Here is a 26,991-nt window from a genome sequence, read left to right as displayed (position 1 = left end):
CGGCCACACAGCCCAAGCCCTCGGCCCGCCACCCAAGGTGGCACGTGAATGCAGTGAGCAGACTCAGCGCCGCCGAAGCGCCAGCAACCGCGGCACCACCAGAACCCCCACCACCACGATCAACAGCGTGAGCGACATCGGCCGCTGCACGAAGACCATCCAGTTGCCCTCGCCGATGGACAGCGCGTTGCGCATCTGCGCCTCGGCCAGCGGCCCGAGGATGAGGCCCACGATCACCGGGGCGGCAGGGAAGTCGAAGCGGCGCATGAGCACCCCGAGCAGACCGATGCCGAGCATGAGGAACAGGTCGAAGGCACTCTGGCGCATGCCGTACACGCCCACGGTGGCGAAGATCAGGATGCCCGCGTAGAGCTGAGGCCGCGGAATCTTGAGCAACTGCACCCACAGGCCCACCATCGGCAGGTTGAGCACCAGCAGCATCACGTTGCCGATGTAGAGCGAGGCGATCAGCGCCCACACCAGCGTCGACGAGGTCTGGAACAGCTGCGGCCCGGCGTTGATGCCGTAGTTCTGCAGCGCAGACAGCAAGATGGCCGCGGTGACGGTGGTGGGAATGCCCAGCGTGAGCAGCGGCACCAGCGTGGCGGTGACGGATGCGTTGTTCGCGGCCTCGGGGCCGGCCACGCCTTCGATGGCCCCGGTGGTGCCGAAGCTTTCCTTCACCTCGGGGCTGGCAAGCTTGCGCTCGGTCGCGTAGCTCAGGAAGGTCGGGATCTCGGCGCCGCCGGCCGGGATGGTGCCGAACGGAAAACCGATGGCGGTGCCACGCAACCAGGCAGGCCAGGAGCGGCGCCACTCCGAGCGGGTCATGTGCACCTTGGTCAAGCGGTTCATGGTGGTCTGCATGCGGCCTTCGTACAAGGCGTTGTAGAGCGCCTCCGTCACCGCGAACAGGCCCACTGCCACCAGCACCACTTCCACGCCATCCATGAACTCCAGGATGCCGCCGGTGTAGCGCACCTGCGCGGTGATCTGGTCAATGCCCACCAACCCGAGCGAAAGCCCGAGGAACAGCGCGGTGAGGCCGCGCAGCGCGCTCTTGCCGAGCACCGCGCTCACCGTGGTGAAGGCCAGCAGCATGAGGCAGAAGTACTCGGGCGGGCCCAGGCGCACGGCGAATTCGGCCAGGAAGGGCGCGAACAACGTGACCAGCACCGTGCCGATGGTGCCGGCCACGAAGGAGCCGATGGCGGCGGTGGCCAATGCGGCACCGGCACGGCCGTTGCGGGCCATCTTGAAGCCTTCGAGCGCGGTCACCATGGTGCCGGTCTCGCCCGGGGTGTTGAGCAGGATCGACGTGGTCGAGCCGCCGTACATGGCACCGTAGTAGATGCCGGCGAAGAAGATCATCGACGCGGTGGGTTCCACCTGGCCGGTGATGGGCAGCAGCATGGCCACCGTGACGGCCGGGCCCAGGCCCGGCAGCACACCAATGGCCGTGCCGAGCGCGCAGCCCGCCAGCGCCCACAGCAGGTTGATGGGGGTGGCAGCGGTGGCAAAGCCACCCATGAGTTGGGTGAGGATGTCGCCCATGTCAGGCCTCCCGCCGGGCCGCCCCAAGGGAGGCCTGCGCCCCCTGGGAGGGCAGCGAACAAACGAAGCGATGTGCGTTGGGGCACATGGTCAGATCCAGCCGCTGGCGCTGATGCCGGGCAGGTTCACGGCGAGCAGCTTCGTGAACACCCAGTAGACGGGCGCCGAGATCAGCACACCCGTCACCACGTCGACAAAGGTCCGCCGAACCCCGCCGCCCGCACGGCCCTCGCTCAAGCGCAGGCCGCGCACCGCGAGCGTGTAGCACAGCGTGCAGCTCAGCACGAAGCCGATGGTGGTGATGAGCGAGGCGTTGGCGATCACGCCCACGGCCACCCAGGCGAGCGCACGCCAGTCGCCCTGTGCCGCACCCGAGGGTACCTCCAGGTCGCGCCAGCCACCGTTGAGTGCCTGCCAGACCAGCACCACGCCGCACACGGCCATGGCCGCACACATCACCCACGGCAGGAAGTCGGGCCCCACGCCCGAATAGCCTGCGGCCGAGGGAATCTGCCAGGCGCCCACGGCGAGCACGGCGGCCACACCCAGCGCGCCCAGGCCGATTGCCACTTGGCCCGCGCGTGAAGGCGCGGCCTGCTGCATCTCGCTCATCGCTCGCTTTCGTCAGACCATGCCGGCGCGCACCATGGTCGCGCGCAGGGTGGAGAAGTCGCGGTCCACGAACTCCTCGAAGGCCTTGCCGGTCAGCAGCGCGGGCGTCCAGTTGTTCTTCTTCACCGCCTCGGCCCAGGCCTTGCTCTGCGTGGCCTTGACGATCATCGCGACCAGTGCGTCGCGCTGAGCCGGGGTGATGCCGGCCGCGCCGTACACGCCGCGCCAGTTGCCGATCTCCACGTCGATGCCCTGCTCCTTCAGCGTCGGCACGTTGATGCCGTCGAGCCGCTTGCCCGAGGTGACCGCGATCGCGCGCATCTTGCCGCTCTCGATGTAGGGCTGGAACTCGCTGTAGCCGCTGCCGCCCACGGTGACGTTACCACCCAGGATGGCGGCCACCGCCTCGCCGCCGCCACGGAACGGCACGTAGTTGATCTTCGCGGCGGGCACACCCACGGCCTGCGCAATCTGCGCCGCGGCAATGTGCTCGGTGGAGCCGCGCGAGCCGCCGCCCCACTTGACGCTGCCCGGGTCCTTCTTGAGCTGCTCGACCACGTCCTTTATGGTCTTGAGCGGCGACTCGGCCGGCAGCACGAACACGTTGTATTCGGTGGTGAGCCGTGCAATCGGCGTGACCTGCGTGATCGACACCGGCGGCTTGCCGGTGATGATGCCGCCCAGCATGACGGCGCCCATCACCATGAGCGCGTTCGGGTCGCCCTTGCTGGCGTTGAAGAACTGCGCCAGGCCGATGGCACCGGCGGCACCGCCCTTGTTCTCGAAGGTGACCGTCGAGGCCACGCCGGCATCGCGCAGAGCCTCGCCAAGCGCGCGGCCCGTGCCGTCCCAGCCACCGCCCGGGTTGGCGGGAATCATCATCTTGATGTTGGCGTTGGCCCAGGCCAGCGAGGGCACGGCGCCGGCAGCGGCCAGCGCGGCCAGGGATTTGAGGAAGGTATCGCGACGCATGGTTTGTCTCCTTGGTTGAGGGAACTCGACGCCGGGCATCTTGCGCCGCAGCGCTGTCAGTTGGCTGTCCTGACCCTCCGGAGAAACCCTGATGTCTGCCACCGGATAATCCGCCACGGATGAAGCTGCTGCTGATCGAGGACAACCCCGCCATGCAGGCCACGCTGAGCCGCTCGTTCGAGCGGCGCGGCCTGCAGGTGGTGGGTTGCGACAACGGCTTGCGCGCCGTGGAGGTGTGGCGCCAGACGCAACCCGATGCCGTGCTGCTGGACCTCTCGCTGCCGGGCAAGGACGGCCTGGAGGTGCTGGCCCAGGCCCGCGCCGAGGGACTGCACACGCCGGTGATCATCCTCACCGCGCGCGGCACCGTGGGCGACCGCATCCTGGGCCTGAACACCGGGGCCGACGACTACCTGCCCAAACCCTTCGACCTCGACGAACTGGAGGCCCGCGTGCGCGCCCTGATGCGGCGCAACAGCGGCAGCGACGCCCCGCCCGCCACCGCCTGGTGTGGCATGGCGGTCGACCGCGACAGCGGCGTCGTCTACCACCAGGACAAGCCGCTCGAACTCACGCCACGCGAGATGGCCCTGCTGCGCGCGGTGCTGGCCCGCCCGGGGCATGCCATCGCCAAGGAACGGCTTTTCGAGCTGGTGTTTCCGGGCGAGCGCGACGTGCAGCCCGAGGCGATCGAGGTGGTGGCCTACCGCCTGCGCAAGAAGATCGCGCACACCGGCGCACAGTTGGTCACCTTGCGCGGTTTGGGCTACCTGCTCAAAGCCGGATCGACATGAAGCCGCGCGCGCGTTCGTTGCGCCGCACCCTGCTGCTGGGCATTCTGCTGCCCGTATTCGGCTATGTGGTGTTCAACACCTCGGTGCTGTACCGCCAGGCACTGGCCGCGGCCGACACCGCGTACGACCGCACACTGCTGGCGACGGCGAAGTCGCTGAGCGAACAGCTGCAGGTGCAAGGCAGCGGCGATGACGTCAGCGTGCAGGCCACGTTGCTCTACTCGGCGCTCGAGGCCTTCGAGGCGGACAACCGCAGCCGCCTCTACTACCGCGTGCTGGGCTTCAAGGGTGAGATGGTCTCGGGTTTCGAAGACATGCCCGAGCCACGCAAGTCGGTGCCGGTGAACAGCATCTACGCGGCGCTGGTGAACTTCTACGACGACGAATACCGGGGCGCGCCTGTGCGCATGGCCGTGCTGCTGCAACCGGTGGCCGGTGTGCAGGGCCAGGGCATGGCAGTGATCCAGGTGGCCGAGACGCTGGAACTGCGGGAGACGCTGGCGCGCCAGATCCTCATCGACACGCTGTGGCGCCAGGCCGCCATGCTGGCCGTCATCGCGTTCGTGGTGGTGCTGGTGGTGCAGCTGGCCACCCGGCCGGTGCGAGAACTCAGCCAGGCGCTGGTGCAGCGGCGCGAGGACGATCTGTCGCCGCTGCCCACCAGCGACGCACCGCGCGAGCTGCTCCCGCTGCTGGACGCGACCAACCAGCACATGCAGCGCTTGTCGCATCTGCTGAATCACCAGAAGCGTTTCGTGCGTGACACCTCGCACCAGTTGCGCACGCCGCTGGCGGTGCTCAAGACGCAGCTGCAATCGGCCCGCCGCGGCGACGTGGAGCCGCGCCAGGCGCTGGAAGAAATCTCCCACACCGTGGAGCGAGCCACCGAGCTGGCCAACCAGATGCTCGCGCTGGCCAAGGTGGAGCAAATGCGCCAGCACCGCGATGCGCCCGTGAGTGACTGGGCCCAGACCGTGCGCGCGGTATCACTCGACCTCTCGGCCCTGATCGCCGATCGCAACCTGGATTTCCAGCTTGACCTGCCGGGACGCACGCCCGTGCGCGCGCACGAGTGGGCGCTGCGCGAGGTCACGCGCAACCTGCTGCACAACGCCATCAAGCATTCGCCAGCCGGCGGCACGCTGCAACTGAGCCTGCACCACGAGGCCGGGCAGGCCGTGCTGCTGGTTCGCGACAGTGGGCCGGGCATTGCGCCAACGTTGCGCGAGCGTCTGTTCCAGCCTTTCGCCACCGACCACGGCGCCGGCCCCAGCCTGGCGGGCTCGGGCCTGGGCCTGGCCATCTGCCTCGGCATCGTGCAGTCGATCGACGGCAACATCTCGCTCGACAACCGCGTGGTCGAGGGTGCCGTGCTTGGGCTGGACGCCACCGTGAGACTGCCCATCGAACCCTTGACATGACGACACCCGACACTTCGCCGCGCGTGCGGCTGGACAAATGGCTGTGGGCTGCGCGCTTCTTCAAGACGCGCGCCCTGAGCGCTGAAGCCATCGACAAGGGCCAGGTGCGCGTCAACGGCCAGGTGGCCAAGGCCTCGCGCGAACCCCGCGTGGGCGACACCATCGAGTTCCGCCAGGGTCAAGACCTGCGGGCCGTGGTGGTGCGCGGCCTGAGCGCGGTGCGGGGCAGCGCGCCCGTGGCGCAACAGCTCTATGAAGAAACCGCCGAGTCCATTGCGCGGCGCCTGGCCATGGCCGAGCAGCGCCGCCTGGCCCCGGAGCCCGCTCTGAGTCAGCCCATGGGTCGCCCCACCAAGCGTGACCGGCGCACCCTCAAGGATTGGGGCAGTCGCTGGAGCGCCTCGGTGGACGACGAGCGCGACTGAGCTGTCTTCAGCCCTTGCGAAGCCCGAGCCACATCACCGTGGCCACCACGATCAGGCCGCCCGCGACCTGAATCGCCGCGATCGACTGCCCCAGGAACACCCAGGCCAGCACCAGGGCAAAGATCGGCTCGATGTTCATGATGGCCGAATTGCCCACCACGCCCAGGCGCGGCAGCACGGTGAACATGATGGTGAAAGCGGTGCCGTAGAGAAAGGTCAGGCCCAGCAGACCCCACCAGCCCGGCAACGCATTCGGGAAGTGCAGGCCGCCCTGCGTGGCGCTCGCGACCAGCGCGATGACGGCCACAATGCCCATGGTGCTGGCGGTGCGCACACGGCCATCCAGGTCACCCGCCTCGTGCTGCGTGAACACCAGCGCCAGGCCGAAGCTCGCCGCCGCCGCGAGCGCAAACGCCACGCCCACGCCGATGCGCGCCCAGTGCCCGCCCGCGCCCAGGCCCGAGGCCGCGCCCGACACGTCGAGCGCGAGCGCGAGACCGAGCAGCATCAGGGGCATGGCCTTGAGCAGGTGAGGTGCCGGTTTCTGGCCGTAGACCACGCGCGCCCACAGCGCCGTCCACAGCGGGTAGGTGTTGAACGCCAGCAGCGCCAGCGCCACCGGCAGGCGCGCCACGGCGGCATACAGGCACAGGCTCTGGATGCCGATCAGCAGACCGATCGCGGGCAGCGCTTTGCGGTGATTCGCCTGCAGCTTCAAGGGCACGCGGTAGGCCAGCAGGATGGCCGCCACCACCAGCGCCGTCACGCCGCTGCGGAAGGTGACGGCGGTGGCCACCGTCACGCCATGGTCGAAGGCCAGGCGCGCGGCCACGTGGTTCGCGCCCATCATGAAGGCGATGAGCAGCAGCGTGGCGAAGGCGGTGCGCGAGAGGCTCTGGGACATGGGCGTGGTGTGCGACGGAAAAAACAAAGGCGCCCCGGGGGGCGCCTTTGCATTCGAACACTTGGCGGAGTGAGAGGGATTCGAACCCTCGATGAGGCTCTACACCCCATACTCCCTTAGCAGGGGAGCACCTTCGGCCACTCGGTCATCACTCCGGAAGCCCCGCATTATGCCCCAAAGCACAACACGGGACGACCGCTCAGCCGCCGATCTTGTCGGCGGTCTGGTCGAGATCGAACTCGCGGTGCAGGGCACGCACGGCGAGTTCCATGTACTTCTCGTCGATCACGACGGAGGTCTTGATCTCCGAGGTGGAGATCATCTGGATGTTGATGCCCTCGGTGCTGAGGCAACGGAACATGCGGCTGGCAACGCCCACGTGGCTGCGCATGCCGATGCCCACGATGCTGACCTTGCAGATGCGGTTGTCGCCCACCACGTCGGCGGCGCCAAGCGAGGGCAGCACCTGCGCCTTGAGCAGATCCAGCGTCTTCTGGTAGTCGTTGCGGTGCACCGTGAAGCTGAAGTCGGTCTTGCCGTCCTTGCTCAGGTTCTGGATGATGACGTCGACCTCGATGTTGGCGTCGGCCACCGCGCCCAGGATCTGCGCGGCGATGCCGGGCTTGTCGGGCACACCGAGCACCGAGACCTTGGCCTCGTCGCGGTTGAAGGCAATGCCGGATACGACGGCTTGTTCCATGGCTTCGTCTTCCTCGAAAGTGATCAGGGTGCCGGAGGCGGCTTCTTCGTTCAGGTCGATGTCCCAGGGCGTGAAGCTGGAGAGCACGCGCAGCGGCACGCGGTACTTGCCCGCGAACTCCACCGAGCGGATCTGCAGCACCTTGGAGCCCATGCTGGCCATCTCGAGCATTTCCTCGAAGCTCACGCGCAGCAGGCGGCGCGCCTCGGGCACCACGCGCGGGTCGGTGGTGTAGACGCCGTCGACGTCGGTGTAGATCAGGCACTCGGCGGCCTTGAGCGCCGCCGCCACGGCCACGGCCGAGGTGTCGCTGCCGCCGCGGCCCAGCGTGGTGATGTTGCCGCCCTCATCGATGCCCTGGAAGCCGGTGACGATGACGACCTTGCCGGCGGCGAGGTCGGCGCGCACACGGGCGTCGTCGATCGACTCGATGCGGGCCTTGGTGTAGGCATCGTTGGTCTTGATGGGCACCTGCCAACCGGCGTAGCTCACCGCCTCCAGGCCTTCGGCCTGCAGCGCGATCGCCAGCAGCGCGGAGGAAGCCTGCTCGCCGGTGGCGGCCAGCATGTCGAGTTCGCGGCCGTAGGCCTTGCTCTGCTTCGCGGGCGCCAGTTCCTTGGCCAGGCCGAGCAGGCGGTTGGTCTCGCCGCTCATGGCGCTAGGCACCACCACCATCTGGTGGCCGGCCTTGTGCCATTTGGCGACGCGGCGGGCGACGTTGCGGATGCGCTCGGTCGACCCCATGGAGGTGCCGCCGTACTTGTGAACGATCAGGGCCATGAATTCCGGGCCATTCAAAGGGAGGGTGGGCGAAGCGCTCGCCGCTGCGGGTGCCACAGAGACCGCTTAGGCTCGGGCAAAACCGCGGGATTATACCGAGGGGGTAAACGCCAGCCGGTCGCCATCACGCACCAGGAAGCCATCGGCCACGCGCAGGCGGATGGCATGGCCGCGCGTGCGGCAGGCGTCGATCTGGTCGAGCAACTCGTGCAGCTGCGCCGCACTGGGCGCCACGCCGTGCGCGCCGCGCAACCAGCGGCGCAGCGCATTGGACTGCCGGTCGCGCGACAACGTCTGCAAAGCGGCAATCGACGGCGGCGCACCGGTGTGCGCCAGGTCCATCGCTGCCAGTTCATCGAGCAGGCGCTGGGCTTGCGCCGCATGCGCGGCCGTGCGCGACAGGGCTTCCCGGTAGCCCTCGAACGCCTCGGCCCAGGCCGGCGCCAGCACGCGGCGAATGCGGTTGCGCGTGAAGCGCAGGTCGGCATTGCTCGGGTCTTCGATGAAGGTTTCGCCGACACCGTGCAGGAAGTCGCGCAGGGCTTGCGAACGCAGCCCGAGCCAGGGCCGGCCGAAGCGAACGCCCTCGCGCTCGAAGGCCTCGGGCATGGCCGCCAGACCCGGCAGCCCTGCTCCGCGCGACAAGGCGAGCAGCACGGTCTCGGCCTGGTCATCGAGGTGCTGGGCCAGCAGCACCCACGCGGCGCCGGCGTCGCGCGCCAGGTCGGCCAGTGCAGCGTAGCGAGCGATACGGGCCGCGTCTTCCGGGCTCTGGCCCGCGGCCGCGCGCGCATCCACCCGGCTCACGCGCAGCGCGATGCCATGACGATCACAAAGGCCGCGTACCTGCGCCTCGAAGCCATCGGCCGCGGCCTGCAGGCCATGGTGCACGTGTAGCGCCAGCATGCGGTCCGGCCAGCGCGCGTGCGCGGCCAGCAGCAAGGCAGTGGAGTCGGCGCCGCCGCTGCAGGCGACGGCGATCGGCCCCTCGGGCCTCGCCGATGGGCCCCAATGACGAAGGGCCCAGTCGGCAAGCGCCTGGGCCCCGGGCCATGCCGCCGCGGCGGTGGCGTCAGCGCTTCTCGCGCGCTTCGGCCTTGGTGTCGGTGAAGCGGCCATAGCCGTCCAGGCGCGCGTGACGGCGCTCCAGCAGTTCCTTCACCTTGAGGTCGGCCACCTGGCGGTGGGCGTCGGTGAGCGCGCGTTTGAGGAAGGCGGCCATCTGCTTGTGGTCGCGGTGTGCGCCGCCCACGGGCTCGTTGACGATCTTGTCGACCAGGCCCAGCGCCTTGAGGCGGTGCGCCGTGATGCCGAGCGCTTCGGCGGCGTCGCTTGCGCGCTCGCTGGTCTTCCACAGGATGGACGCACAACCCTCGGGGCTGATCACCGAATACACCGAGTACTGCAGCATCAGCACCTGGTCGGCCACCGCGATGGCCAGGGCACCGCCGGAGCCGCCTTCGCCGATGATGGTGGAGATGATCGGCACCTCGAGCTGCGCCATCTCGAAGATGTTGCGGCCGATGGCCTCGGACTGGCCGCGCTCTTCGGCGTCGATGCCCGGGTAGGCGCCGGGCGTGTCCACGAAGGTAAACACGGGCAGCTTGAACTTCTCGGCCAGCTTCATCAGGCGCAGTGCCTTGCGGTAGCCCTCGGGCTTGGTCATGCCGAAGTTGCGCAGGCCGCGCTCCTTCGTGTCGCGCCCCTTCTGGTGACCGATGACCATGCAGGGCTGGCCATTGAAGCGCGCCAGACCGCCGACGATGGACAGGTCATCGGAGAAATGGCGATCGCCGTGCAGTTCGACGAAGTGCGTGAAGATCTCGCGCACGTAGTCGAGCGTGTAAGGCCGGTCCGCGTGGCGCGCGATCTTGGTGATCTGCCACGGTGTGAGGTTGCTGTAGATGTCCTTGGTGAGCTGCAGGCTCTTGGACGCGAGCTTGTCGATCTCCTCGGAGATGTCGACCGCAGACTCCGTCTGCACGTAACGCAGTTCCTCGATCTTGGATTCGAGCTCCGCGATCGGCTGCTCGAAGTCGAGAAAGTTCTTCTTGGCCAATTCAGGCTCCTTTTCAGGTGGCTCAATAGCTCACGGGGAGCGGGTCGAGCGACCGCCAAATATACCAAGTGGCCACACTGCAATAGGGGGCCCAGGTGGCGGCCACTTCGCGGATCTCGCTGCGGCTCACGGGTTCGCCCGAGAAGTAGGCCTGGCTGATGCCGTTCTGCAGCCCGATGTCGTCCAGCGGCAGCACGTTGGGGCGCATGAGGTGGAAGATGAGGAACATCTCGGCGGTCCAGCGGCCGATGCCGCGGATGGCCACCAGCTCGGCAATGATGGCCTCGTCGTCCATCTGCGGCCAATCGGTCACACGCACGCGCTTGTCGGCAAAGTGCAGCGCCAGGTCGACCAGGTACTCGACCTTGCGCGCCGACAGACCGGCGCCGCGCATGTCGTCAACCTTGAGCTTGAGCACCTGCGCCGGCGTCATCTTGCGCGTGAGCGATTCGAAGCGGTCCCACACGGATTGCGCGGCCTTCACCGAGATCTGCTGGCCCACGATGCTGCGCGCCAGCGTCACGAAGGCATCACCGCGCGACTGCAGGGCCACGCCCGGGTACTGCGGAATGATCTTCTTGAGCACGCGGTCGCGCTTGACCAGGTGCCGGCAGGCGTCGGCCCAGTACGGCGGCGCGTCGGGGCCGAACTCGGGCAGCGTGGAGGCGGTGGCCATCAGGCGCGCTCCCAGGTGGTGCCTGTGGGGCTGTCCTTGAGCACGATGCCTTGCTCGAGCAGGGCCTTGCGGATGCGGTCGGCCTCGGCGAAGTTCTTCGCCTGTTTGGCGGCGGCGCGCGCGGCGATCTGCGTGGCAACAACGGTCTCGTCGAGCACGTTGTCGGCACCACCTCCTTGCAGATAGGCGGCGGGATCTGCCTGCAACAAACCAAGCACGCCGCCCAGCGCACGCAGCAGCCCTGCATGCAGCGGGCTCTTGCCGCGATTGACCTCGCTCGCCAGATCGAACAACACACTCAAGGCCACCGGCGTGTTGAAGTCGTCGTCCATCGCGGTCTGGAAGCGCGCGGCGAACGGCTCGGTCCAGTCGATGGCGACGTCCACCGCGGGCACCGATGACAGCGCGGTGTACAGCCGCTTGAGCGCGGCACGCCCATCGTCCAGGTGCGCGTTGCTGTGGTTGAGCGGGCTGCGGTAGTGCGCGCGCAACATGAAGAAGCGCACCGTCTCGGCGTCGTACTTCTGCAGCACCTCGCGGATGGTGAAGAAGTTGCCCAGGCTCTTGGACATCTTCTCGTTGTCGACGTTGACGAAACCGTTGTGCATCCACACCTTGGCCAGCGCAACGCCGTGGGCCCCTTCGCTCTGCGCGATCTCGTTTTCGTGGTGCGGGAATTGCAGGTCGGCGCCGCCGCCATGGATGTCAAAGGTTTCACCCAACAGCGCGCACGCCATCGCCGAGCACTCGATGTGCCAGCCCGGGCGGCCGCGGCCGTAGGGCGAATCCCATTGGGCGTCGGCGGGTTCGTCGGGCTTGGCGGCTTTCCAGAGCACGAAATCGAGCGGATCTTCCTTGCCCTGGGCCACTGCCACGCGTTCGCCCGCGTTCAACTCGTCAAGCGATTTGCCCGACAGCTTGCCGTAACCGGGAAAGCGGCGCACCGCGTAGTTCACATCGCCGTCGCCGCTGCGGTAAGCCAGTTGCTTGACCTCAAGCTTGCGCACGATGTCGAGCATCTGCGGCACGTAGTCGGTGGCGCGCGGGTCGTGCGTGGGGCGTGCGATGCCCAGCGCGTCGAAGTCGGAGTACATGGCATCGATCATGCGATCGGTGAGCGCACGCACGGATTCACCGTTCTGCAGCGCACGGCGGATGATCTTGTCGTCGATGTCGGTGATGTTGCGCACGAAGGTGACGCGGTAGCCACTGGCCTCGAGCCAGCGCCGCGCGACGTCGAACGCGATGGCGGAGCGCGCATGCCCCACGTGGCACAGGTCGTAGACCGTGATGCCGCAGACGTACATGCGCACGTGGCCGCGTTCGATCGACACGAACGGTTCGAGCCGGCGCGTGAGTGTGTTGTGGATGTGCAGGGTCATCGGAAGCGCGGGGCTGCCCGGTGCCGACCGCCTCCCACCGCGACCCCAAGCGCGGCGCCCGACGGGTCCGGCGCCCCGCAGGCACGGTCTGATGCGACCGGCTCGCCGGTACCCCTCAGATACAATGCGCGCCAGTATATCGACGCCCATTGCGCACTGGCGTGCGTGATCGGGCCATTGGGCGGGCGCGGTGCGGCCCGACGCAGCCGACGAGGTTCCATGTCCCACCGAGCGTCATTGCCGGGCCCCGGCGCACCCATCTCCCGTTGGTCTTTCCCGCTGCGCCTGCTGGCTGCCGGGCTGCTGGTGGTCGGCGCGCAGGCCTTTGCACAAATCCAGCCCGCGCCCTACGACGAGGTTGCGCGCCTCACGCGCAGCGGCCAGTTCGACGAGGCCATCGCGCGCGCCGAGCGCTACCTGCAGACCAATGCGCGCGACCCGCAGATGCGCTTCCTGGTGGGCGTGGCACAGAACCAGAAGGGCGACGTCGCCGCCGCGCAGGACACCTTCTCGCGCCTGACGCAGGAGTTCCCCGAACTGCCCGAGCCGCACAACAACCTGGCCGTGATCCACGCTGCCGCCGGCCGCTACGACGAAGCGCGCAGCGCACTGGAGGCCGCCATCCGTGCGAACCCGCAATACGCCGTGGCCCTGGAAAACCTGGGTGACGTGCACGCCCGCCTGGCGCAGCGTGCCTGGCAGCGCGCACGAGCCATCGACGCACAGAACCCGCGACTCGAACCCAAACTCAAAGCCGTGCAGGGGCTGCTCGATCAGCCCGTCAACTCCCAACGCTGAGGATCACCATGAGCATGCAACGCCGCGCGATCATCGCGCTCCTGGCCACCACCGCCCTCGCCTTCGCTGCGCACGCGCAAACGCCCGCCCCGCGCGTGAAGCTCGCCACGTCGCTGGGCGACATCGTGGTCGAACTCGACGCGGCGAAGGCGCCGAAGACGGTCGAGAACTTCCTGCAGTACGTGAACGACAAGCACTACGACGGCACCGTGTTCCACCGTGTGATCGACGGCTTCATGATCCAGGGCGGCGGCTTCACGCCCGACATGGTGCAAAAAGCCACGCGCACGCCGATTCCGCTGGAGGCTCGCAACGGCCTCAAGAACGACCGCGGCACGATCGCGATGGCGCGCACGTCCAACCCCAATTCGGCCACCGCGCAGTTCTTCATCAACGTCGTCGACAACGCCAACCTCAACGCGCCTGCGCCGGATGGCCACGGCTACGCCGTCTTCGGCAAGGTGGTCAGCGGCATGGACGTGGTCGACAAGATCCGCGCCGTGCCCACCGCCAACCGCGGCATGTTCCAGAACGTGCCTGCCACACCCGTCACCATCAACAAAGCCACCCTGGAGAAATGAACATGGCCAACCCCCAAGTGGAACTGCACATCGCCGGCATGGGCGTGATCACGCTCGAACTCGATGCGGTGAAGGCGCCCAAGTCCACCGCCAACTTCCTGGCCTACGTGAACAAGGGCCACTACAACAACACGATCTTCCACCGCGTCATCCCCGGCTTCATGATCCAGGGCGGCGGCTTCGAGCCCGGCATGAACCAGAAGCCGACCGACAAGCCGATCGAGAACGAAGCCAACAACGGCCTGAAGAACGAGGTGTACACGGTGGCCATGGCGCGCACCAACGACCCGCACTCGGCCACCGCGCAGTTCTTCATCAACGTCACCAACAACGGCTTTCTCAACCACACCGCACCCAGCGCGCAGGGCTGGGGCTATGCGGTGTTCGGCAAGGTGGTCTCGGGCAGCGAGGTCGTCAAACAGATCGAAGGTGTGGCCACCGGTCGCAAGGGCTTCCACGACGACGTGCCCAAGGCCGACGTGGTGATCGAAAAAGCCGTCGCTCTCTGACGTCTTGATGGGCGAGCGCACCGACGAGCTCGTTGCGCCGTCCAATTGGCGCACGGTCGATCTCATCTCCGACCTGCACCTGCAGGCGGGGGAGCCGGCCACGCGCGACCTGTGGCGGGCCTACCTTGAGCGCACACCCGCGCCCGATGCGCTGTTCATCCTGGGCGACCTGTTCGAGGTGTGGGTGGGCGACGACGTGCTCGAGCACGACGACACACCCGAGCGCGCCTTCGTGTGCGACTGCGTGGCGGCGCTGCATCGCGTTGCGAATGCCCGTCCGGTGTTTTTCATGGCCGGCAACCGCGACTTCCTGCTCGGCGCTAAGGCGCTGACGGCCAGCGGCATGCAAGGCTTGAACGATCCCACCGTGCTGGCCTTCGGCGGTCGGCGATGGCTGCTCAGCCACGGCGACGCGATGTGTCTGGCCGACACCGACTACCTCGCCTTTCGGGCCCAGGTGCGCGGCGCGGCGTGGCAGGCGGCGTTCCTGGGCAAGCCGCTGGGCGAGCGCGAAGCCATCGCGCGTGAGCTGCGCATGCGCAGCGAGGCCCGCAAGAAGGAACTCGGCCACGACCCTGACCTGTGGGCCGATGTCGATGCGGATGCCGCGTGCGAGGCCTTGCGTGCGGCGGGCGCCACCACACTGATCCACGGCCACACGCACCGTCCGGCCACACACGCGCTGGGCGATGGCCTGCAACGCATGGTGCTCAGTGACTGGGATGCCAGCGCGCGGCCACCGCGCGCCGAGGTGCTGCGCCTGACGCACACCGGCGCCGACCGGGTGGCGCTTTCATGAGCTGGTGGTCTTCGCTGCGGCGGCGCTGGCGCCGCGTGGCCGCGGTGCCCGACGCGCTGTGGGCCGACACGCTCAACACCCTGCCCTTCCTGCACGGTTTGTCCGGTGACGAACGTGCACAGCTTCGGCTGCTGTGCGCCCACTTTCTGGCGGAGAAGGAGTTCGTGGGCGCCAACGGCCTGCAACTCACCGATGCGATGGCCTTGTCGATCGCCGCGCAGGCGTGCCGGCCGCTGCTGCACATGCACGGCCCCGACGGCCGCGCGGTGCAGCATGCGCCCGACAGGCTCGACTGGTACGACGATTTCGTGGGCATCGTGGTGCAACCGGGCGCCGTGCTGGCACGTCGCGAGGTGCGCGACCACGTGGGCGTGGTGCACCACTACACCGAGGCGCTCGCCGGCGAGGCCATGGACGGTGGCCCCCTGATGCTGAGCTGGGAAGACGTGGCCAGTGCGGGCGAACGCGCCGCCATCGGCCACAACGTGGTCATCCACGAGTTCGTGCACAAGATGGACATGCGCGAACTCAGCCCGGGCGATCACCCGCAAGGCGCTCCGGTGCTGCCCGATGGCTTTCTGGGCATGGCGGACCGTCGCACGGCGGCCCTGCACTGGCGCAAGACCATGAGCGAGGCCTACGCGGGGTTTCGCGAAGCCGTGTCGCTCGCCGAGCGCTTCGGGGGCGAGCCCCCCTGGCTCGATGACTACGCCGCGAAAGACGCGGCGGAGTTCTTCGCCGTGACCTGCGAGGCCTATTTCGTCAATCGCGAACGCTTCGCCATCGAGTTTGCGACGCTGATGCCGCTCTACGACGGCTTCTTCAACGCCGCCGCGGCGGCGGCCCCGCTCAGCGCTTGAGCAGCGCCTTGAGGGCGGCCTGCAGGCGGCGGGCCGTGCGCTCGTCGTGGGCAGAACCCAGCACACGCGCCACATCCTGCGCCCAGGTCTCGGCCGGCGCGGCTTCGTGTCGCCGCGTGAGCAACTGCAGTTGCAGCAAACGCCGCTCGCTCAGTTGTTCGGCTGGCGTCGGTACATCGGCGGCGATCTCCAGGCGCAGCAGCGCATCGCCGGCGTCGCCGGCGGCCTTGCCCAGCGCGGCACCCCAGGCACCGCGCTGCGCGGCTGCCACGCGCGAACCCAGGGCCTGTGCCGCGGGCAATTGGTCCGCATTGCGCCCGCGCCAGGCGTCCAGAATCTGCGTGAGCACCTCGCCATGGGCCTGCTCGGCCAGGCGTTTGAGGCTGGATTGCGCGGCCTCCAGCGCCTGGCGCTGGGCACGAAAGGCCGCATCGCCCAGACGCGGGCCGCGCGGTGCACGGTCATCGCGCCCGAAGCCGCGGTCGTCGCGGCCAAAGCGCGCGCCATCGCGCGGGCCGCGGGCATCGTCGTGCCCCCCCGGGCGAGCGCCCGGTTTGCCATCGCGGCGACCGTCGCGGCCTGCGGGCACCACCTCGGCGCGCTTCTGGCCCGGGCGGTCGTCGCCGCGCATGGCGACCAGTTTGCGTGGTGCGGCAGCGGGTGCTGCTGCGGGTGCCGCGGCCTCATTCCCCTCGGTGGCACTGCTCTGGGCGGCACTGCCCTCGGCGGCCGGCGGCTGAGCAGTGGCGGGCGCTGGCGCCGCGCGCGAGACCGCCTCCAGCGCGGCCATGGCGGCGCGGATGCGTGCGGCATCGCCCGACTGCGTGGCAGCCTCGAGCTCGCGCGCGGCGTCCAGCACCTGCTGGTCGTGTGCGCTCAGGGCACCGGCTTGCTGGTGGCGCTCCTGCGTCTTGCGCTCGAACGCGGCGTCGATGGGGGCGCGGAACGCCTCCCACAACTTCTGTTCCTGCTTGCGCTCCAGCGGTACGGCGTGCGCCTCGGCCTGCCAGCGCTGCTGCAGCGCCTTCACGGCGTCCAGACGCAGCGGCTGCGACTGCGACAGCGCCGCAGCCTCGTCGATCAGGGCCCTGCGCCGCGCGGTGCTCTCGGCCTGCGCGGCCTCCAGGCGCGCGTGCGCCAGGTGCATGGCGTCCTTCCAGAGCGGCTGGATCTCGGCAAACGCCTTCTCGCTCAGGTGGCCGGCCTGACGCCAGCGTTCGGAGAAGGCATGCAGTTCGCGCAACTGCGCCTTCCAGTCGGTGCCCGTGGCGTGTGCGGCCGTCCAGGCCTTCACTTCGTCGATGAGCGCCATGCGCTGGGCGCGCGTGGCGTCGGCCTGCTGACGCACTTGCGCAAGCCAGGCCTCGACCTCCTTGTGCGCCGCGGTACAGGCCTCGTCAAAGCGTTTCCACAGCGCGTGGTTCGGTGCACCGCCCTGGTCGGTCGTCTTCCATTGTTCGCGCAACTGGCGGATGGTCTCCTGCAGCTTGCGACCGCCCAGGCGCTGGCCTTGCGGCGCGGCGAGCAAAGCCTCGGCCTTGGCCACCAGCTCCTCGCGCAGTTGGTCGGCGCGCCAGCGCTGCCAACCCTCGAGCTCACCAGCCTGGGCCAGCGCGGCCTGCGCGCGCGCATCGAGCGCGGGCGCGACGAGGCGGCCGTGCTTCTTGAGCAGTTGCCGCACCTCGTTGGCCACCTTGGGCGTGGCCTTGCCGTGGCCCTGGCCCACCTCAGCCTCCAGCGCTGCGACCGCGGCTTCGAGCTCGGCAGTAGCGCGTTCGCGGCGCTCAGCGTGCGCCTGGCTGTCGGCTGCCGACGCGGCTTCGGCAGCGGCTGCGGGCTCGCCGCGCGCGACGCGCAATTCGTCGGCCCACACGGGCACGGCAGGCAGCGGCGCCTGCGGATCGGTATCGGCGGCCACCGCCTGCGCCAACGCGGCGGCAAAGGCATCCCACACCAGTTGCAGTTGCTGGCGCGAGGCGTCGAGCATGGGCGGGAACTTGGGCTCCACACTGGCCCACTGCGCGTCGTGCGTGAGGCCTTCGGCCTGCTGCTGCCATTGGGCGACGTCGCCGCGCAGGGCATCGGCCACCGCCTGTGCCTCGCGCCATGGTTTGGTGGACAGCACCTCGATGCGCTGCGCGATCAGCACCGCGGCCTCGCGCTCGACCTGCACCGCGTGCTGGAGATCCTCGATCGCCTTGACGCGCTCGGCCAGTTGCTGGCGCAGCGTGGCCAGCGGCTCGCGCGACAGCGGTGCGCCCGCGCGCGCGGCGTCGCGCTGCCAGGCCAGGGCATCGGCCAGGTTCAGGCGCGTGGCGCCCAGCAGCGCCTCGGCCTTGGCGCCCCATTCGGTGCCTGCCTGCTCCTGCGCCTTCTGGCGCTTGAGCTCGTCGAGCTTTTCCTTCAGCGGCTTGGCGGCGCCGCGGTCGCGCTGGCTGAGTTCCTTGAACACCTCGTTCATCTGCTCGGCCGAGGGCTCGGTGGCGAGCCATTCACGAAGACGGGCGCTGCGATCGCCCGAGGTGGCGGCCGAGAAGACGCCGCCGGTGAGCGCGTCCAGGGGATGGGCGTTGGCGGACTTGGGTGGGTTGGGCGTGTTCACGGCAGGTGGGGCAGCGGGCTTCTGGCGCAGGGAAAACAGCGACATGTGGTTGGGCAGAGGCGGTCGGGACGACCGGAGCGCGCCGCTCGGGGCGCACGGAGGAAACGCGTATTGTCGCCGCTGGCGCAGGGCTGCGCCAGCGGGCGCAGCCGCGACATGAGCGCAACATGCGCGCCGCTGAACGACGCGCATGGCTGCGCTCAGCGCGGTGCCAGCTGCAGTTCGGCTCGGGGCCGCGCGGCGTCGCCACCGTCGCTGCCCGTGCGCGGCGCACCCAGGAAGACACGGTCTTCGCCGAGCTTGAGTCCGAGCAGGAAATCCTTCACGGCCACAGCACGCGCCACCGCGAGCTCGCGCATGGCTTCGTCCCCTGGCACCTGCGCCGCGAGCAACAGCGCTTCCATCTCTTGAGGCGGTAGGTCCCTGGCGATGCCAATCAGGTTGCGCGGCTTGGGAATGTCGGCGCGGCGGTAGGCCTCGCGCAACAGTTCGTCGCGCTCGGCCGGCTCCACCCGCACATCCGGCGCTACCGCCGCGCCGGCGCGCGCCAGCCGGCGGCGCTTCTCCGCCTGCAGCAAGGCGTCAAGCCGCGCACGCTGCCAGCCGCTGCGCTCGGCCTGCAGATCGGCGTGGCCCACGATGGTCAAGCGCAGCGCGGGCCGGTTCTCCAGCGCCTTGGCCACCGCCTCGAGCTGGCGCCGGTCGGCGTCGTCGAGCAGCGCGCGCCCGGCCTCGAACTCCAGCTGGCTGGCATCGGCACCTCCCCCCGCAAACGCGCTGGCGATGAGGGAGAACGGCGCCGTGATGGCCTTGCCGATGAGGTTGAAGATGAGCCGCACGATGATCGGCCCGAGGCGAAACTGCGGATCGTTGAGCGAACCGCTCACCGGCAGGTTGATGTCGATCACGCCGTTGCGGTCGGCCAGCAGCGCCACCGCGAGCTTGACCGGCAGGTTGGCGGTGCTGTTGCTGTCGCGCTCGCCAAAGCTGAGCTGGTTGAGCACGATCTGGTTGCTCGCTTCGAGCTTGCCGTCGGGTTCGATGCGGTAACGCACGTCCACGCTGAGCTTGCCGCGCTCGATGCCGTAGCCTGCGTACTTGGCGCTGTAGGGCGACAACGGCGGCAGTTCCAGATCTCGAACCTGCGCCTTGATGTCCATCGCCAGCGGCGTGGCCAGCGGGTTGATCTGGCCGCTGATGTCCAGTTGGGCCGTGCCCTCGGCCCGACCCTTGAGCGACAGATCGGCCAGTGCCAACGGCTGCCCGGGCGCGGGCGGCGTGCTGCTGAAGGCGCTGAGCGAGCCGGTGAGGTCGCTCAGGTTGGCCGTGTAGTTGGGGCGGATGAAGCGGTCGGAGAAACGCACCTGACCATTGACGAGGCTGATCGGGCCGACACGAATGTCCGGCGCTGGAGCGCTGTCGGCTCCCCCGCTTGCAACCGCCCCGGTTTCGGGCGCCGGCTTCAACAGCCCTTGCAGGTTGATGCGGCCTTGCTCGTCGATCACCACGCGCGCGAAGTAGTCGCTGAGCACGGTCTCGTCCACCTGCACCGATGCGGCCTGCCCGGGCGCGCTGCGCACCCGCAGGCCGCGAAGTTGCAGACTGCTCCAGGTCAGCAGCTCTTCGCTGGGCGCCAGCGAATGGGCGCGCAGGTCTTCCAGTGCGGCGTCCATGGCCAGCTCGACGGTGGGCCCGGCCTCGGCCATGCTGAATGCCAGATCGCCGCGAACGCTGGCGTCGGCCCGCAACAGTTCGAGGTTGAGCCGCTCTGCGGCGTAGGGCACGAAGGCGTGCAGCGGCAGGCGCTCCACCTGCAACCGGCCGCGCAGGCCCGCCCCCACGCCACGCCCGGGCAGTTGCAGGTTTCCATCGAGCGCCACGCGGCCGGCGTCGCGCGCGATCGCCGGCGCCTGGCCTGCCGCACCTGCCGCACTGGCCGCACCTGGCGCAGCTACACGAAAGCGCACTTGCAGCGGCGCCTGCGGCGCCCGCTCAGCCAGCGGCTGCAGGTTCTGCACGCGCGCGGACAGCCCCTGCACGATCAGCGCCACCGGCTGCGGCGTGGTCTCGTCGGTGAAGCGCACGCGCCCTTCGTTCAATTGCACGTCCGCCAGCACCAGGCCCCAGGCGGCGTCGCTGGCGCCGCCGGGCGTCTCGGCGGGTGGCGCGGCCGCCTGCGCGGCGCGACGCAGCCAGTCGTCGAACATCCAGCGACCATCAGCGCCGCGCGACACCGCCAGGTCGGGCGCGAGCAACTCGATGCGGGCGACGTTCACTTGCCGGCCGATCAGATCGACCTGTGCGCCAGTGACGTCCAGTTGCTGCAGCCGCGCCAGCGGCGCGCGCGCCGTGCCCAGCCGCAACGCCGCCAGCCGGGCCTTGGTGGCCTCGATGCGCAGCACCCCGGGCTCGGTGCCGGTCGCGGCGCGCCAGTCCAGCGTCAGGTCTCCCTGCAGGCTTGCGTCGAGCGGCGGCACCAGGTACTGGGCCACATACGGCGCAGCCATCGACAACGGCAGCTCGCCCAGGCTCACGCTGGCCTGCGCCTCGCGCTCGGTGGCGCTGGCGCGCACGCTCAGCGGCGTGTTGCCGAGTTGCGCATCGATCTCGACCGGCACCGCCTGACGCACCGGCCAGGTGATGCCCGTGGCGCGGGCCTGCAACGCGCTCAGCGCCAGATCGGCGACCGGCTGCACGGCCGCGTCGCGCCAGCGCACCGAGCCGTCGGCCAGGGCCACCTCGTCAACGACCACCTGCCAGGGTGAAGCGCTGGTCGACACCGCACTGGGCGCTGCCGTGCCACCGGAGTCGGCATCGGAAGGGGGCTGCACGCGTGGCAGGTTGAGGGCACCCTGCGCGTTGCGCGACAGCTCGAGCTGCGGCCCGCCCAGGCGCACGCGCGCAATCTCGGCACGCTGCCGCAAGGGCTCCAGCCGGCGCAGCGAGATATCCAGCCGTTCCCAGGCCAGGAACGGTTGGCCGCCTTCGCTGGCGCGCACGCCGGACACGCCGACCTCGCCCGAGATCGCCAACGCGGGCTGGGTGTGCTGCTCGAAATCGAGCGTGAGGTCCAGGTGCAACCGCGCGGCGTCGAGCTTCACGGGCATCGTCGCGGGCCAATACACCAGGTAGGGCTGCACGTCGAGGTCGGGGATCTGCAGACGCGCGCGCGTCTGGCGGTCTTCGGCGAAAGGCGTGGTGGTGGCACGCGTGTCGAAAGCGCTGCCGTTCAGTCTGAAAGCCAGGCGCGGCTCGGTCTGCACCTCGCGCCGCGACCCCAGGTTGCTCAGGAACGGCACCGCGACGTGCAGTGCCTCCAGGCGGTGGGTGACGCCCACAGGCTCATCGACGAACTCGACCGCGCCGTCCTCCAGTTCGATGTTGAAGAGCGAGAAGCGCGCGGGCGGGGACGGCTCGCTGGACGGCGGCGGCGTCAGGCGCTGCACGATGTCGTCGATGTCGAGGCGACCGCTGCCCAGGTGGCGCAGGCTCAAACGCGGCGCCTCCAGGCGCAGCGCGTCCACGACCGGTGCCAGCCGCAGCAGCGACTGCAGTTCCAGGTCGAAAAACAGGCGCTCGAACGAGAACTGCGGTGCGTCGCCCGCCGCGTTGGCCACCCGCAACCCCACGAGGGTGAAGCGCAGCGCCCAGGGCCGCACCTGCACACGCTCCAGCGTGACCGTACGCCCCAGTGCCGCACTGCCCTGCTTCTGGAGCTGCCACTTGATCAAGGGCGGCAGGGCCAGCCACATCAGCCCCCATATAAGAATGAGAGCCGACAACGCCCAGCCAAGACGGTGCAGCCAGCGCCGGGCAAGGGGGCTGCGGGCCAGGGCATCGGGCGGTTTGACCATGGTCTGCAGTGTGGCGCAAGCCGGCCAACGCCCGATGAACGACCCCATGAAAAAGAAACCCCGGCAGGGCGAACCTGCCGGGGTAGACGGCGGGCAACAAGGCACTTGCCGTCGGTTTTGGCGGTGGGAGGGAATTGTCCCGCCGGCCTGGAAGCAAGAGATTGCTCCCGTTGGGGGCCGACTTGCGGATCGCCGCGCTGTCGGCAAATGCCGGTCATCACAACCGGCATGCGAAGGCTACGCCCACGACCCATGACCCACAAGTGACGGTCGTCGGTGCGCCATGGAACTTTTCAATCGCCCCCGGCCCGGTCATTCCGGGGCCCCAAAAACACGTTTCGGAGCGTGAAAGGCAGGGTTCAGCCGACGAGCGGCAATCAAGCCGCGGAGCCTTGCAAGCCCGCGCCGCCATTGGACCCGCACAGAAAAGGATGCGAAACCTCACACCCGACCTCGGGTCTATATGAGTAATTATTGTTTTAATCAAAGTTCAAAACATTGACTTGTTATTAACGCCCCCCTACCATCCGCCGACTTTTGCCCACGCGAGGGTAAACCCCAACGCTGCCCGCAAGGGCTAACTCGACGCAGCCTCCCACGAGGCCCGTCGATGGCGACCCCAACGACCGGCGCCTGCCGCACACAGCGGCCACGCCGACCAGCAAGGAGCGATCCATGAGGACCAACTCGCCGACGCCGCAGAAGAGCACGCCCAGTGCCCTGGCATCGTCCCTGAAACACGTCGGCGCCGACGTGTACCGGGGCTTCATTCACACCACGCAGAACGGCCTGGCTCTGCTGGGCTTGCTTGCCGCGGTCACGCTGCTCGTCTTCGGCATGCGCGCTGACCTGCGCGCCAACGCCGAGGAGCGACTGCTGAGCTGGCTGCTGCAGCGCCAGGAAGCCCAGCAGATCGTCGAGCGCGAGGTCGACATCGAGCCGACCGCGATCGAGCGCGTCACGGTGGCCAGCCTGCGCGACCTGACCGAGCAACAAGCGAAGGTCACCACCTGGCTCAGCCGCAAATACCGCGTGGCGCCGGAACCGCTGGCTGCGCTCGTGACCGAGGCCTACGCCATCGGCGAACGCATCCGCATCGACCCCACGCTGCTGCTGGCCGTGATGGCCATCGAGTCGCGCTTCAACCCGTTCGCCCAGAGCCCCGTGGGCGCGCAGGGCCTGATGCAGGTGCTCACCCGCGTGCACACCGACAAGTACGAAGACTTCGGCGGTGAGCTCGCGGCCTTCGACCCGCTGTCCAACCTGCGGGTGGGCGCCAAGGTGCTGGAAGACGCCGTCAAGCGCGCCGGCTCCATCGAGGGCGGCCTGCGCCTGTACGTGGGCGCCGTCACCACCGACGGCAGCTGGTACATCAACCGCGTGATGGCCGAGCATCTGCGCATCAAGAGCGTCGCCCTGGGCAAGCCCATGCAACGCTACGAGCCCGCACCCCCGCCGGCGCGCGCCATCCCCGTGAACAACCCGGCCCCCGAGGTGGAAGTCGAGGCCGAGGCGCGGCCTGCGCCGCCCGCCCCGCTCGCGGCGATGCCCTCCTGATCCTCTCGCCCGTCGGCGCTCGGCTAAACTAGCCGGCGGTGCGCGACTGGCGATAGGTGGCCACCCACGGCAGTGGGTCGGCCGCTGACGTGGACACCCGCAACGGCCCTGTGCCGCTGCCAACGGGACAACCACTGGGAAGCGTGCTGCCCGCGCCGCAAGGCCGGGCGTTCCGCCGTTCGCCTGGGCAGCCCTTGTCTCATTGCGCAAGGTTCCACCTCACACAGGACTGCCATGTACGACCGCCGCATCCTCATCGAACAAACCGACCCGGAGCTGTTTGCCGCCATCCAGGCCGAGAACGCCCGCCAAGAACACCACATCGAGCTCATCGCGAGCGAGAACTACGCCAGCCCCGCCGTGATGGCCGCGCAGGGCACGCAGCTGACCAACAAGTACGCCGAGGGCTACCCGGGCAAGCGCTACTACGGTGGCTGCGAGCACGTGGACGTGGCCGAACGGCTCGCGATCGACCGCATCAAGCAAATCTTCGGCGCCGACGCCGCCAACGTGCAGCCGCATTGCGGCGCATCGGCCAACGAGGCGGTCTTTCTCGCCTTCCTCAAGCCGGGCGACACCATCATGGGCATGAGCCTGGCCGAGGGCGGCCACCTCACGCACGGCATGCCGCTGAACATGTCGGGCAAGTGGTTCAACGTCGTCTCATACGGCCTGAACGACAAGGAAGAGATCGACTACGACGCGATGGAGCGCAAGGCTCACGAGACCAAGCCCAGGCTGATCATCGCCGGCGCATCGGCCTACAGCCTGCGCATCGACTTCGCGCGCTTCGCCAAGGTCGCCAAGGACATCGGTGCGATCTTCATGGTCGACATGGCGCACTACGCCGGCCTGATCGCCGCGGGCGTATACCCGAACCCGGTGCCGCACGCCGATGTGGTGACCTCCACCACCCACAAGAGCCTTCGTGGCCCGCGTGGCGGCATCATCCTGATGAAGGCCGAGCACGAGAAGGCCATCAACAGCGCCATCTTCCCCGGCCTGCAGGGCGGCCCGCTGATGCACGTGATTGCGGCCAAGGCCGTGGCCTTCAAGGAAGCGCTCGCGCCCGAGTTCAAGACCTACCAGCAACAGGTGGTGAAGAACGCGCAGATCGTGGCCGAGACGCTCACGCAGCGTGGCCTGCGCATCGTGAGTGGGCGCACGGAAAGCCACGTCATGCTGGTGGACCTGCGGGCCAAAGGCATCACCGGCAAGGAAGCCGAGGCCGTGCTGGGCAGCGCCCACATGACCATCAACAAGAACGCCATCCCCAACGACCCCGAGAAGCCGATGGTCACCAGCGGCGTGCGCATCGGCACGCCCGCCATGACGACGCGCGGCTTCAAGGACGAAGAGGCACGACTGACGGCCAACCTGATCGCCGACGTGCTGGACAACCCGCGCGACGAGGCCAACATCGCCGCGGTGCGCGCCAAAGTCAACGCGCTCACGGCGCGCTTCCCCGTCTACCAGTAAGCCTCGCATGAAGTGCCCGTTCTGCGGCCACCTGGAGACGCAGGTCGTCGAGACCCGCGTCTCCGAGGAGGCGGATTTCATCCGCCGTCGGCGCCGCTGCGGGCACTGCGACAAGCGCTTCACCACCTACGAACGCCCGGAGGTGAGTTTCCCGGCGGTGGTCAAGAAAGACGGCCGCCGGGTCGACTTCGTGCCGGGCAAGCTGCGCGCTTCCTTCGCCCTGGCGCTGCGCAAGCGCCCGGTGAGCACCGAGCAGGTCGACGCGGCCATCGAGCGCATCGAAGAAAAATTGCTCAACCTGGGCGCGCGCGAGGTACCCGCCAACCGCATCGGCGAGATGGTGATGCGCGAGCTCAAGAAGCTCGACAAGGTGGCCTACGTACGCTTTGCCAGCGTCTACCGCAGCTTCGAAGACATCGACGAGTTCCGCGCGCTGGTCGATGAGGTGAAGCGCTGAGCGCGCCATGGACGAGCGCGCGCTGATGCAGCAGGCCCTGGCGCTCGCGCAGCGCTCGCTCAACCTGAGCAACCCGAACCCACGCGTGGGCTGTGTGCTGGTGGGCGCCGCCGGTGCCGTCATCGGCCAGGGCCACACGCAGCAGGCAGGCGGCCCGCACGCCGAAGTGATGGCCCTGCGCGACGCCCAGACACGAGGCCACAGCATCGTGGGCGCCACCGCGCACGTCACGCTGGAACCCTGTTCGCACCACGGGCGCACGCCGCCGTGCTGCGACGCGCTGGTTGCTGCGGGTGTGTCGCGCGTGGTGGTGGCCACCACGGACCCCAACCCCAAGGTGGCTGGCCAGGGCATCGAGCGGCTGCGCGCGGCGGGCGTGCGCGTGGATCTGCTGCCACACGACGACCCACTCGCCCGCGCGTCGCGTGAACTCAACATCGGCTTCTTCAGCCGCATGCTGCGCGCACGGCCCTGGGTGCGCATGAAAATCGCGGCCTCGCTCGACGGCATCACGGCCCTTCCCAACGGGCAAAGCCAGTGGATCACCAGCGAGGCAGCGCGCACCGATGGCCACCACTGGCGCGCACGGGCCTGCGCCGTGCTCACCGGCATCGGCACGGTGCGTGAAGACGATCCGCGCCTGGATGCGCGCATCGAAGGCTTGCAGCGCCAACCCCACCTGGTGGTGGTGGACAGCCGGCTGGAAACACCGGTAACGGCGCGCCTGTTCGAGCCGCCAGCGTCCGGGCCGAGACGCATCTGGATTGCACACGCGGTGGACAGCGCGGCCGCGCAAGCCTTGCAGGCGCGGGGCGCCGAGACCTGGCACATCCCCGGCCCAGGTGGCAAGACCGACCTCGTGGCCTTGATGTCGGCGCTGGCACGCCACGAAGTGAACGAGTTGCACGTTGAGGCCGGCGCCAAGCTCAACGCGTCGCTGTTGAAGGCCGGGGTGGTCGACGAGGTGTTGGCCTATATGGCGCCGCGCTTGCTGGGGACGGGCGCCGGCATGGCCGCGCTGGGCCCTTTCGAACAGTTGGCGCAGGGCATTGCCCTGCGCTACGTCGACGTGCAGCAGCAGGGCGTCGATCTGCGAGTACGGGCCGTGGTGGACGGTCGGGACAGCTTCATCGCCTGACCATGCGCCCGGCATCACAAATAGTACATCTGAAGTACCAGTCTTTGATCTGTCTGACCAATGTGACGCTTTGTCCTG

23 protein-coding genes and 1 tRNA gene are annotated in these 26,991 nt (G+C 68.8%); 12 read left to right on the top strand and 12 right to left on the bottom strand.

Annotation, left to right across the window (positions count from 1 at the left end; all coding sequences use genetic code 11):
* Positions 1–63: 63 nt before the first annotated feature.
* From M3149_RS08920 to M3149_RS08910, 3 genes are all read right to left on the bottom strand, one after another.
* Entirely contained in the window at positions 64–1,554 is a 1,491-nt protein-coding gene (locus M3149_RS08920; protein ID WP_251708953.1) for a tripartite tricarboxylate transporter permease, read from the bottom strand.
* A gap of 90 nt (positions 1,555–1,644) precedes the next feature.
* Complete coding sequence (locus M3149_RS08915) at positions 1,645–2,166, bottom strand: tripartite tricarboxylate transporter TctB family protein (RefSeq protein WP_251708952.1); 522 nt, start codon at positions 2,164–2,166, stop codon at positions 1,645–1,647.
* Between the two features lie 12 nt (positions 2,167–2,178).
* Complete coding sequence (locus M3149_RS08910) at positions 2,179–3,138, bottom strand: Bug family tripartite tricarboxylate transporter substrate binding protein (RefSeq protein WP_251708951.1); 960 nt, start codon at positions 3,136–3,138, stop codon at positions 2,179–2,181.
* Between the two features lie 119 nt (positions 3,139–3,257).
* Between M3149_RS08910 and M3149_RS08905 the strand changes: the two genes are divergently transcribed.
* The 3 genes from M3149_RS08905 to M3149_RS08895 are packed head-to-tail and all read left to right on the top strand — an operon-like array spanning position 3,258 to position 5,778.
* Complete coding sequence (locus M3149_RS08905) at positions 3,258–3,932, top strand: response regulator transcription factor (protein ID WP_251708950.1); 675 nt, start codon at positions 3,258–3,260, stop codon at positions 3,930–3,932.
* Positions 3,929–5,353 carry a sensor histidine kinase gene (locus tag M3149_RS08900; protein WP_251708949.1) on the top strand — a complete coding sequence of 475 codons (1,425 nt, stop codon included), beginning with the start codon at positions 3,929–3,931 and terminating at the stop codon, positions 5,351–5,353. Before M3149_RS08905 ends, M3149_RS08900 begins: the two co-directional genes overlap by 4 nt.
* Positions 5,350–5,778, top strand: a complete 429-nt coding sequence (locus M3149_RS08895; protein WP_251708948.1) for an RNA-binding S4 domain-containing protein — start codon at positions 5,350–5,352, stop codon at positions 5,776–5,778. The genes M3149_RS08900 and M3149_RS08895 overlap by 4 nt, the downstream gene beginning before the upstream one ends.
* A gap of 7 nt (positions 5,779–5,785) precedes the next feature.
* Here the strand turns inward: M3149_RS08895 and M3149_RS08890 are convergent, their stop codons facing one another.
* From M3149_RS08890 to cysS, 7 genes are all read right to left on the bottom strand, one after another.
* On the bottom strand, positions 5,786–6,682 hold the full coding sequence (locus M3149_RS08890) for a DMT family transporter (RefSeq protein WP_251708947.1): 897 nt from the start codon (positions 6,680–6,682) through the stop codon (positions 5,786–5,788).
* Between the two features lie 62 nt (positions 6,683–6,744).
* A tRNA-Ser gene (locus M3149_RS08885) sits at positions 6,745–6,837 on the bottom strand.
* 44 nt (positions 6,838–6,881) lie between these two features.
* On the bottom strand, positions 6,882–8,162 hold the full coding sequence (locus M3149_RS08880; protein WP_251708946.1) for an aspartate kinase: 1,281 nt from the start codon (positions 8,160–8,162) through the stop codon (positions 6,882–6,884).
* 90 nt (positions 8,163–8,252) lie between these two features.
* Entirely contained in the window at positions 8,253–9,281 is a 1,029-nt protein-coding gene (gene tilS, locus M3149_RS08875) for a tRNA lysidine(34) synthetase TilS (protein WP_285886818.1), read from the bottom strand.
* Positions 9,235–10,221: an acetyl-CoA carboxylase carboxyltransferase subunit alpha gene (locus M3149_RS08870; RefSeq protein WP_251708944.1), complete on the bottom strand. Its 987-nt coding sequence runs from the start codon at positions 10,219–10,221 to the stop codon at positions 9,235–9,237. Before M3149_RS08870 ends, tilS begins: the two co-directional genes overlap by 47 nt.
* Before the next feature lie 22 nt (positions 10,222–10,243).
* Complete coding sequence (locus M3149_RS08865; protein WP_251708943.1) at positions 10,244–10,897, bottom strand: DNA-3-methyladenine glycosylase family protein; 654 nt, start codon at positions 10,895–10,897, stop codon at positions 10,244–10,246.
* The gene (gene cysS / locus M3149_RS08860) at positions 10,897–12,279 is read right to left on the bottom strand and encodes a cysteine--tRNA ligase (RefSeq protein WP_251708942.1); all 1,383 of its coding nucleotides are present in this window, start codon (positions 12,277–12,279) and stop codon (positions 10,897–10,899) included. Before cysS ends, M3149_RS08865 begins: the two co-directional genes overlap by 1 nt.
* A 219-nt stretch (positions 12,280–12,498) precedes the next feature.
* Between cysS and M3149_RS08855 the strand changes: the two genes are divergently transcribed.
* The 5 genes from M3149_RS08855 to M3149_RS08835 are packed head-to-tail and all read left to right on the top strand — an operon-like array spanning position 12,499 to position 15,826.
* Positions 12,499–13,077, top strand: coding sequence for a tetratricopeptide repeat protein (locus M3149_RS08855; RefSeq protein WP_251708941.1), 579 nt, complete (start codon positions 12,499–12,501; stop codon positions 13,075–13,077).
* 8 nt (positions 13,078–13,085) lie between these two features.
* Positions 13,086–13,658 carry a peptidylprolyl isomerase gene (locus tag M3149_RS08850; RefSeq protein ID WP_285886814.1) on the top strand — a complete coding sequence of 191 codons (573 nt, stop codon included), beginning with the start codon at positions 13,086–13,088 and terminating at the stop codon, positions 13,656–13,658.
* A 2-nt stretch (positions 13,659–13,660) separates the two neighbouring features.
* Complete coding sequence (locus M3149_RS08845) at positions 13,661–14,167, top strand: peptidylprolyl isomerase (RefSeq protein ID WP_251708940.1); 507 nt, start codon at positions 13,661–13,663, stop codon at positions 14,165–14,167.
* 7 nt (positions 14,168–14,174) lie between these two features.
* Entirely contained in the window at positions 14,175–14,966 is a 792-nt protein-coding gene (locus M3149_RS08840; protein WP_251708939.1) for a UDP-2,3-diacylglucosamine diphosphatase, read from the top strand.
* Positions 14,963–15,826 (top strand): zinc-dependent peptidase, encoded by an 864-nt coding sequence (locus tag M3149_RS08835; RefSeq protein ID WP_251708938.1) that lies wholly within the window; start codon positions 14,963–14,965, stop codon positions 15,824–15,826. Before M3149_RS08840 ends, M3149_RS08835 begins: the two co-directional genes overlap by 4 nt.
* Here M3149_RS08835 and M3149_RS08830 read toward each other — a convergent pair.
* Both M3149_RS08830 and M3149_RS08825 read right to left on the bottom strand, forming a co-directional pair.
* A complete protein-coding gene (locus M3149_RS08830; RefSeq protein ID WP_251708937.1) occupies positions 15,816–18,473 on the bottom strand; it encodes a DUF349 domain-containing protein in 2,658 nt (885 codons plus the stop codon). The two genes, M3149_RS08835 and M3149_RS08830, sit on opposite strands and share 11 nt — an antisense overlap.
* 155 nt (positions 18,474–18,628) lie before the next feature.
* On the bottom strand, positions 18,629–22,282 hold the full coding sequence (locus M3149_RS08825; RefSeq protein ID WP_251708936.1) for a DUF748 domain-containing protein: 3,654 nt from the start codon (positions 22,280–22,282) through the stop codon (positions 18,629–18,631).
* A 675-nt stretch (positions 22,283–22,957) separates the two neighbouring features.
* Between M3149_RS08825 and M3149_RS08820 the strand changes: the two genes are divergently transcribed.
* From M3149_RS08820 to ribD, 4 genes are all read left to right on the top strand, one after another.
* The gene (locus M3149_RS08820) at positions 22,958–23,839 is read left to right on the top strand and encodes a lytic transglycosylase domain-containing protein (protein WP_251708935.1); all 882 of its coding nucleotides are present in this window, start codon (positions 22,958–22,960) and stop codon (positions 23,837–23,839) included.
* 234 nt (positions 23,840–24,073) lie between these two features.
* Positions 24,074–25,318 (top strand): serine hydroxymethyltransferase, encoded by a 1,245-nt coding sequence (gene glyA, locus M3149_RS08815; protein WP_251708934.1) that lies wholly within the window; start codon positions 24,074–24,076, stop codon positions 25,316–25,318.
* Between the two features lie 7 nt (positions 25,319–25,325).
* Positions 25,326–25,775, top strand: a complete 450-nt coding sequence (gene nrdR, locus M3149_RS08810) for a transcriptional regulator NrdR (protein ID WP_251708933.1) — start codon at positions 25,326–25,328, stop codon at positions 25,773–25,775.
* 7 nt (positions 25,776–25,782) lie between these two features.
* Positions 25,783–26,913 (top strand): bifunctional diaminohydroxyphosphoribosylaminopyrimidine deaminase/5-amino-6-(5-phosphoribosylamino)uracil reductase RibD, encoded by a 1,131-nt coding sequence (ribD, locus tag M3149_RS08805; protein ID WP_251708932.1) that lies wholly within the window; start codon positions 25,783–25,785, stop codon positions 26,911–26,913.
* Positions 26,914–26,991: the final 78 nt, after the last annotated feature.

Origin of the sequence: Hydrogenophaga intermedia (assembly GCF_023715105.1) — a bacterium.
Lineage (GTDB): Bacteria > Pseudomonadota > Gammaproteobacteria > Burkholderiales > Burkholderiaceae_C > Hydrogenophaga > Hydrogenophaga intermedia_A.
The sequence above is the reverse complement of the archived record's forward strand: the minus strand, read 5'-3'. Positions and strand labels throughout refer to the sequence as shown.

What these genes read in the sequence shown, in the direction of transcription:
- M3149_RS08920 (WP_251708953.1), bottom strand. Translation starts at nt 1,554, where the DNA reads ATGGGCGACATCCTCACCCAACTCATGGGTGGCTTTGCCACCGCTGCC.
- M3149_RS08915 (WP_251708952.1), bottom strand. Translation starts at nt 2,166, where the DNA reads ATGAGCGAGATGCAGCAGGCCGCGCCTTCACGCGCGGGCCAAGTGGCA.
- M3149_RS08910 (WP_251708951.1), bottom strand. Translation starts at nt 3,138, where the DNA reads ATGCGTCGCGATACCTTCCTCAAATCCCTGGCCGCGCTGGCCGCTGCC.
- M3149_RS08905 (WP_251708950.1), top strand. Translation starts at nt 3,258, where the DNA reads ATGAAGCTGCTGCTGATCGAGGACAACCCCGCCATGCAGGCCACGCTG.
- M3149_RS08900 (WP_251708949.1), top strand. Translation starts at nt 3,929, where the DNA reads ATGAAGCCGCGCGCGCGTTCGTTGCGCCGCACCCTGCTGCTGGGCATT.
- M3149_RS08895 (WP_251708948.1), top strand. Translation starts at nt 5,350, where the DNA reads ATGACGACACCCGACACTTCGCCGCGCGTGCGGCTGGACAAATGGCTG.
- M3149_RS08890 (WP_251708947.1), bottom strand. Translation starts at nt 6,682, where the DNA reads ATGTCCCAGAGCCTCTCGCGCACCGCCTTCGCCACGCTGCTGCTCATC.
- M3149_RS08880 (WP_251708946.1), bottom strand. Translation starts at nt 8,162, where the DNA reads ATGGCCCTGATCGTTCACAAGTACGGCGGCACCTCCATGGGGTCGACC.
- tilS (WP_285886818.1), bottom strand. Translation starts at nt 9,281, where the DNA reads ATGGCCGCTTCACCGACACCAAGGCCGAAGCGCGCGAGAAGCGCTGAC.
- M3149_RS08865 (WP_251708943.1), bottom strand. Translation starts at nt 10,897, where the DNA reads ATGGCCACCGCCTCCACGCTGCCCGAGTTCGGCCCCGACGCGCCGCCG.
- cysS (WP_251708942.1), bottom strand. Translation starts at nt 12,279, where the DNA reads ATGACCCTGCACATCCACAACACACTCACGCGCCGGCTCGAACCGTTC.
- M3149_RS08855 (WP_251708941.1), top strand. Translation starts at nt 12,499, where the DNA reads ATGTCCCACCGAGCGTCATTGCCGGGCCCCGGCGCACCCATCTCCCGT.
- M3149_RS08850 (WP_285886814.1), top strand. Translation starts at nt 13,086, where the DNA reads ATGAGCATGCAACGCCGCGCGATCATCGCGCTCCTGGCCACCACCGCC.
- M3149_RS08845 (WP_251708940.1), top strand. Translation starts at nt 13,661, where the DNA reads ATGGCCAACCCCCAAGTGGAACTGCACATCGCCGGCATGGGCGTGATC.
- M3149_RS08840 (WP_251708939.1), top strand. Translation starts at nt 14,175, where the DNA reads ATGGGCGAGCGCACCGACGAGCTCGTTGCGCCGTCCAATTGGCGCACG.
- M3149_RS08835 (WP_251708938.1), top strand. Translation starts at nt 14,963, where the DNA reads ATGAGCTGGTGGTCTTCGCTGCGGCGGCGCTGGCGCCGCGTGGCCGCG.
- M3149_RS08830 (WP_251708937.1), bottom strand. Translation starts at nt 18,473, where the DNA reads ATGTCGCTGTTTTCCCTGCGCCAGAAGCCCGCTGCCCCACCTGCCGTG.
- M3149_RS08825 (WP_251708936.1), bottom strand. Translation starts at nt 22,282, where the DNA reads ATGGTCAAACCGCCCGATGCCCTGGCCCGCAGCCCCCTTGCCCGGCGC.
- M3149_RS08820 (WP_251708935.1), top strand. Translation starts at nt 22,958, where the DNA reads ATGAGGACCAACTCGCCGACGCCGCAGAAGAGCACGCCCAGTGCCCTG.
- glyA (WP_251708934.1), top strand. Translation starts at nt 24,074, where the DNA reads ATGTACGACCGCCGCATCCTCATCGAACAAACCGACCCGGAGCTGTTT.
- nrdR (WP_251708933.1), top strand. Translation starts at nt 25,326, where the DNA reads ATGAAGTGCCCGTTCTGCGGCCACCTGGAGACGCAGGTCGTCGAGACC.
- ribD (WP_251708932.1), top strand. Translation starts at nt 25,783, where the DNA reads ATGGACGAGCGCGCGCTGATGCAGCAGGCCCTGGCGCTCGCGCAGCGC.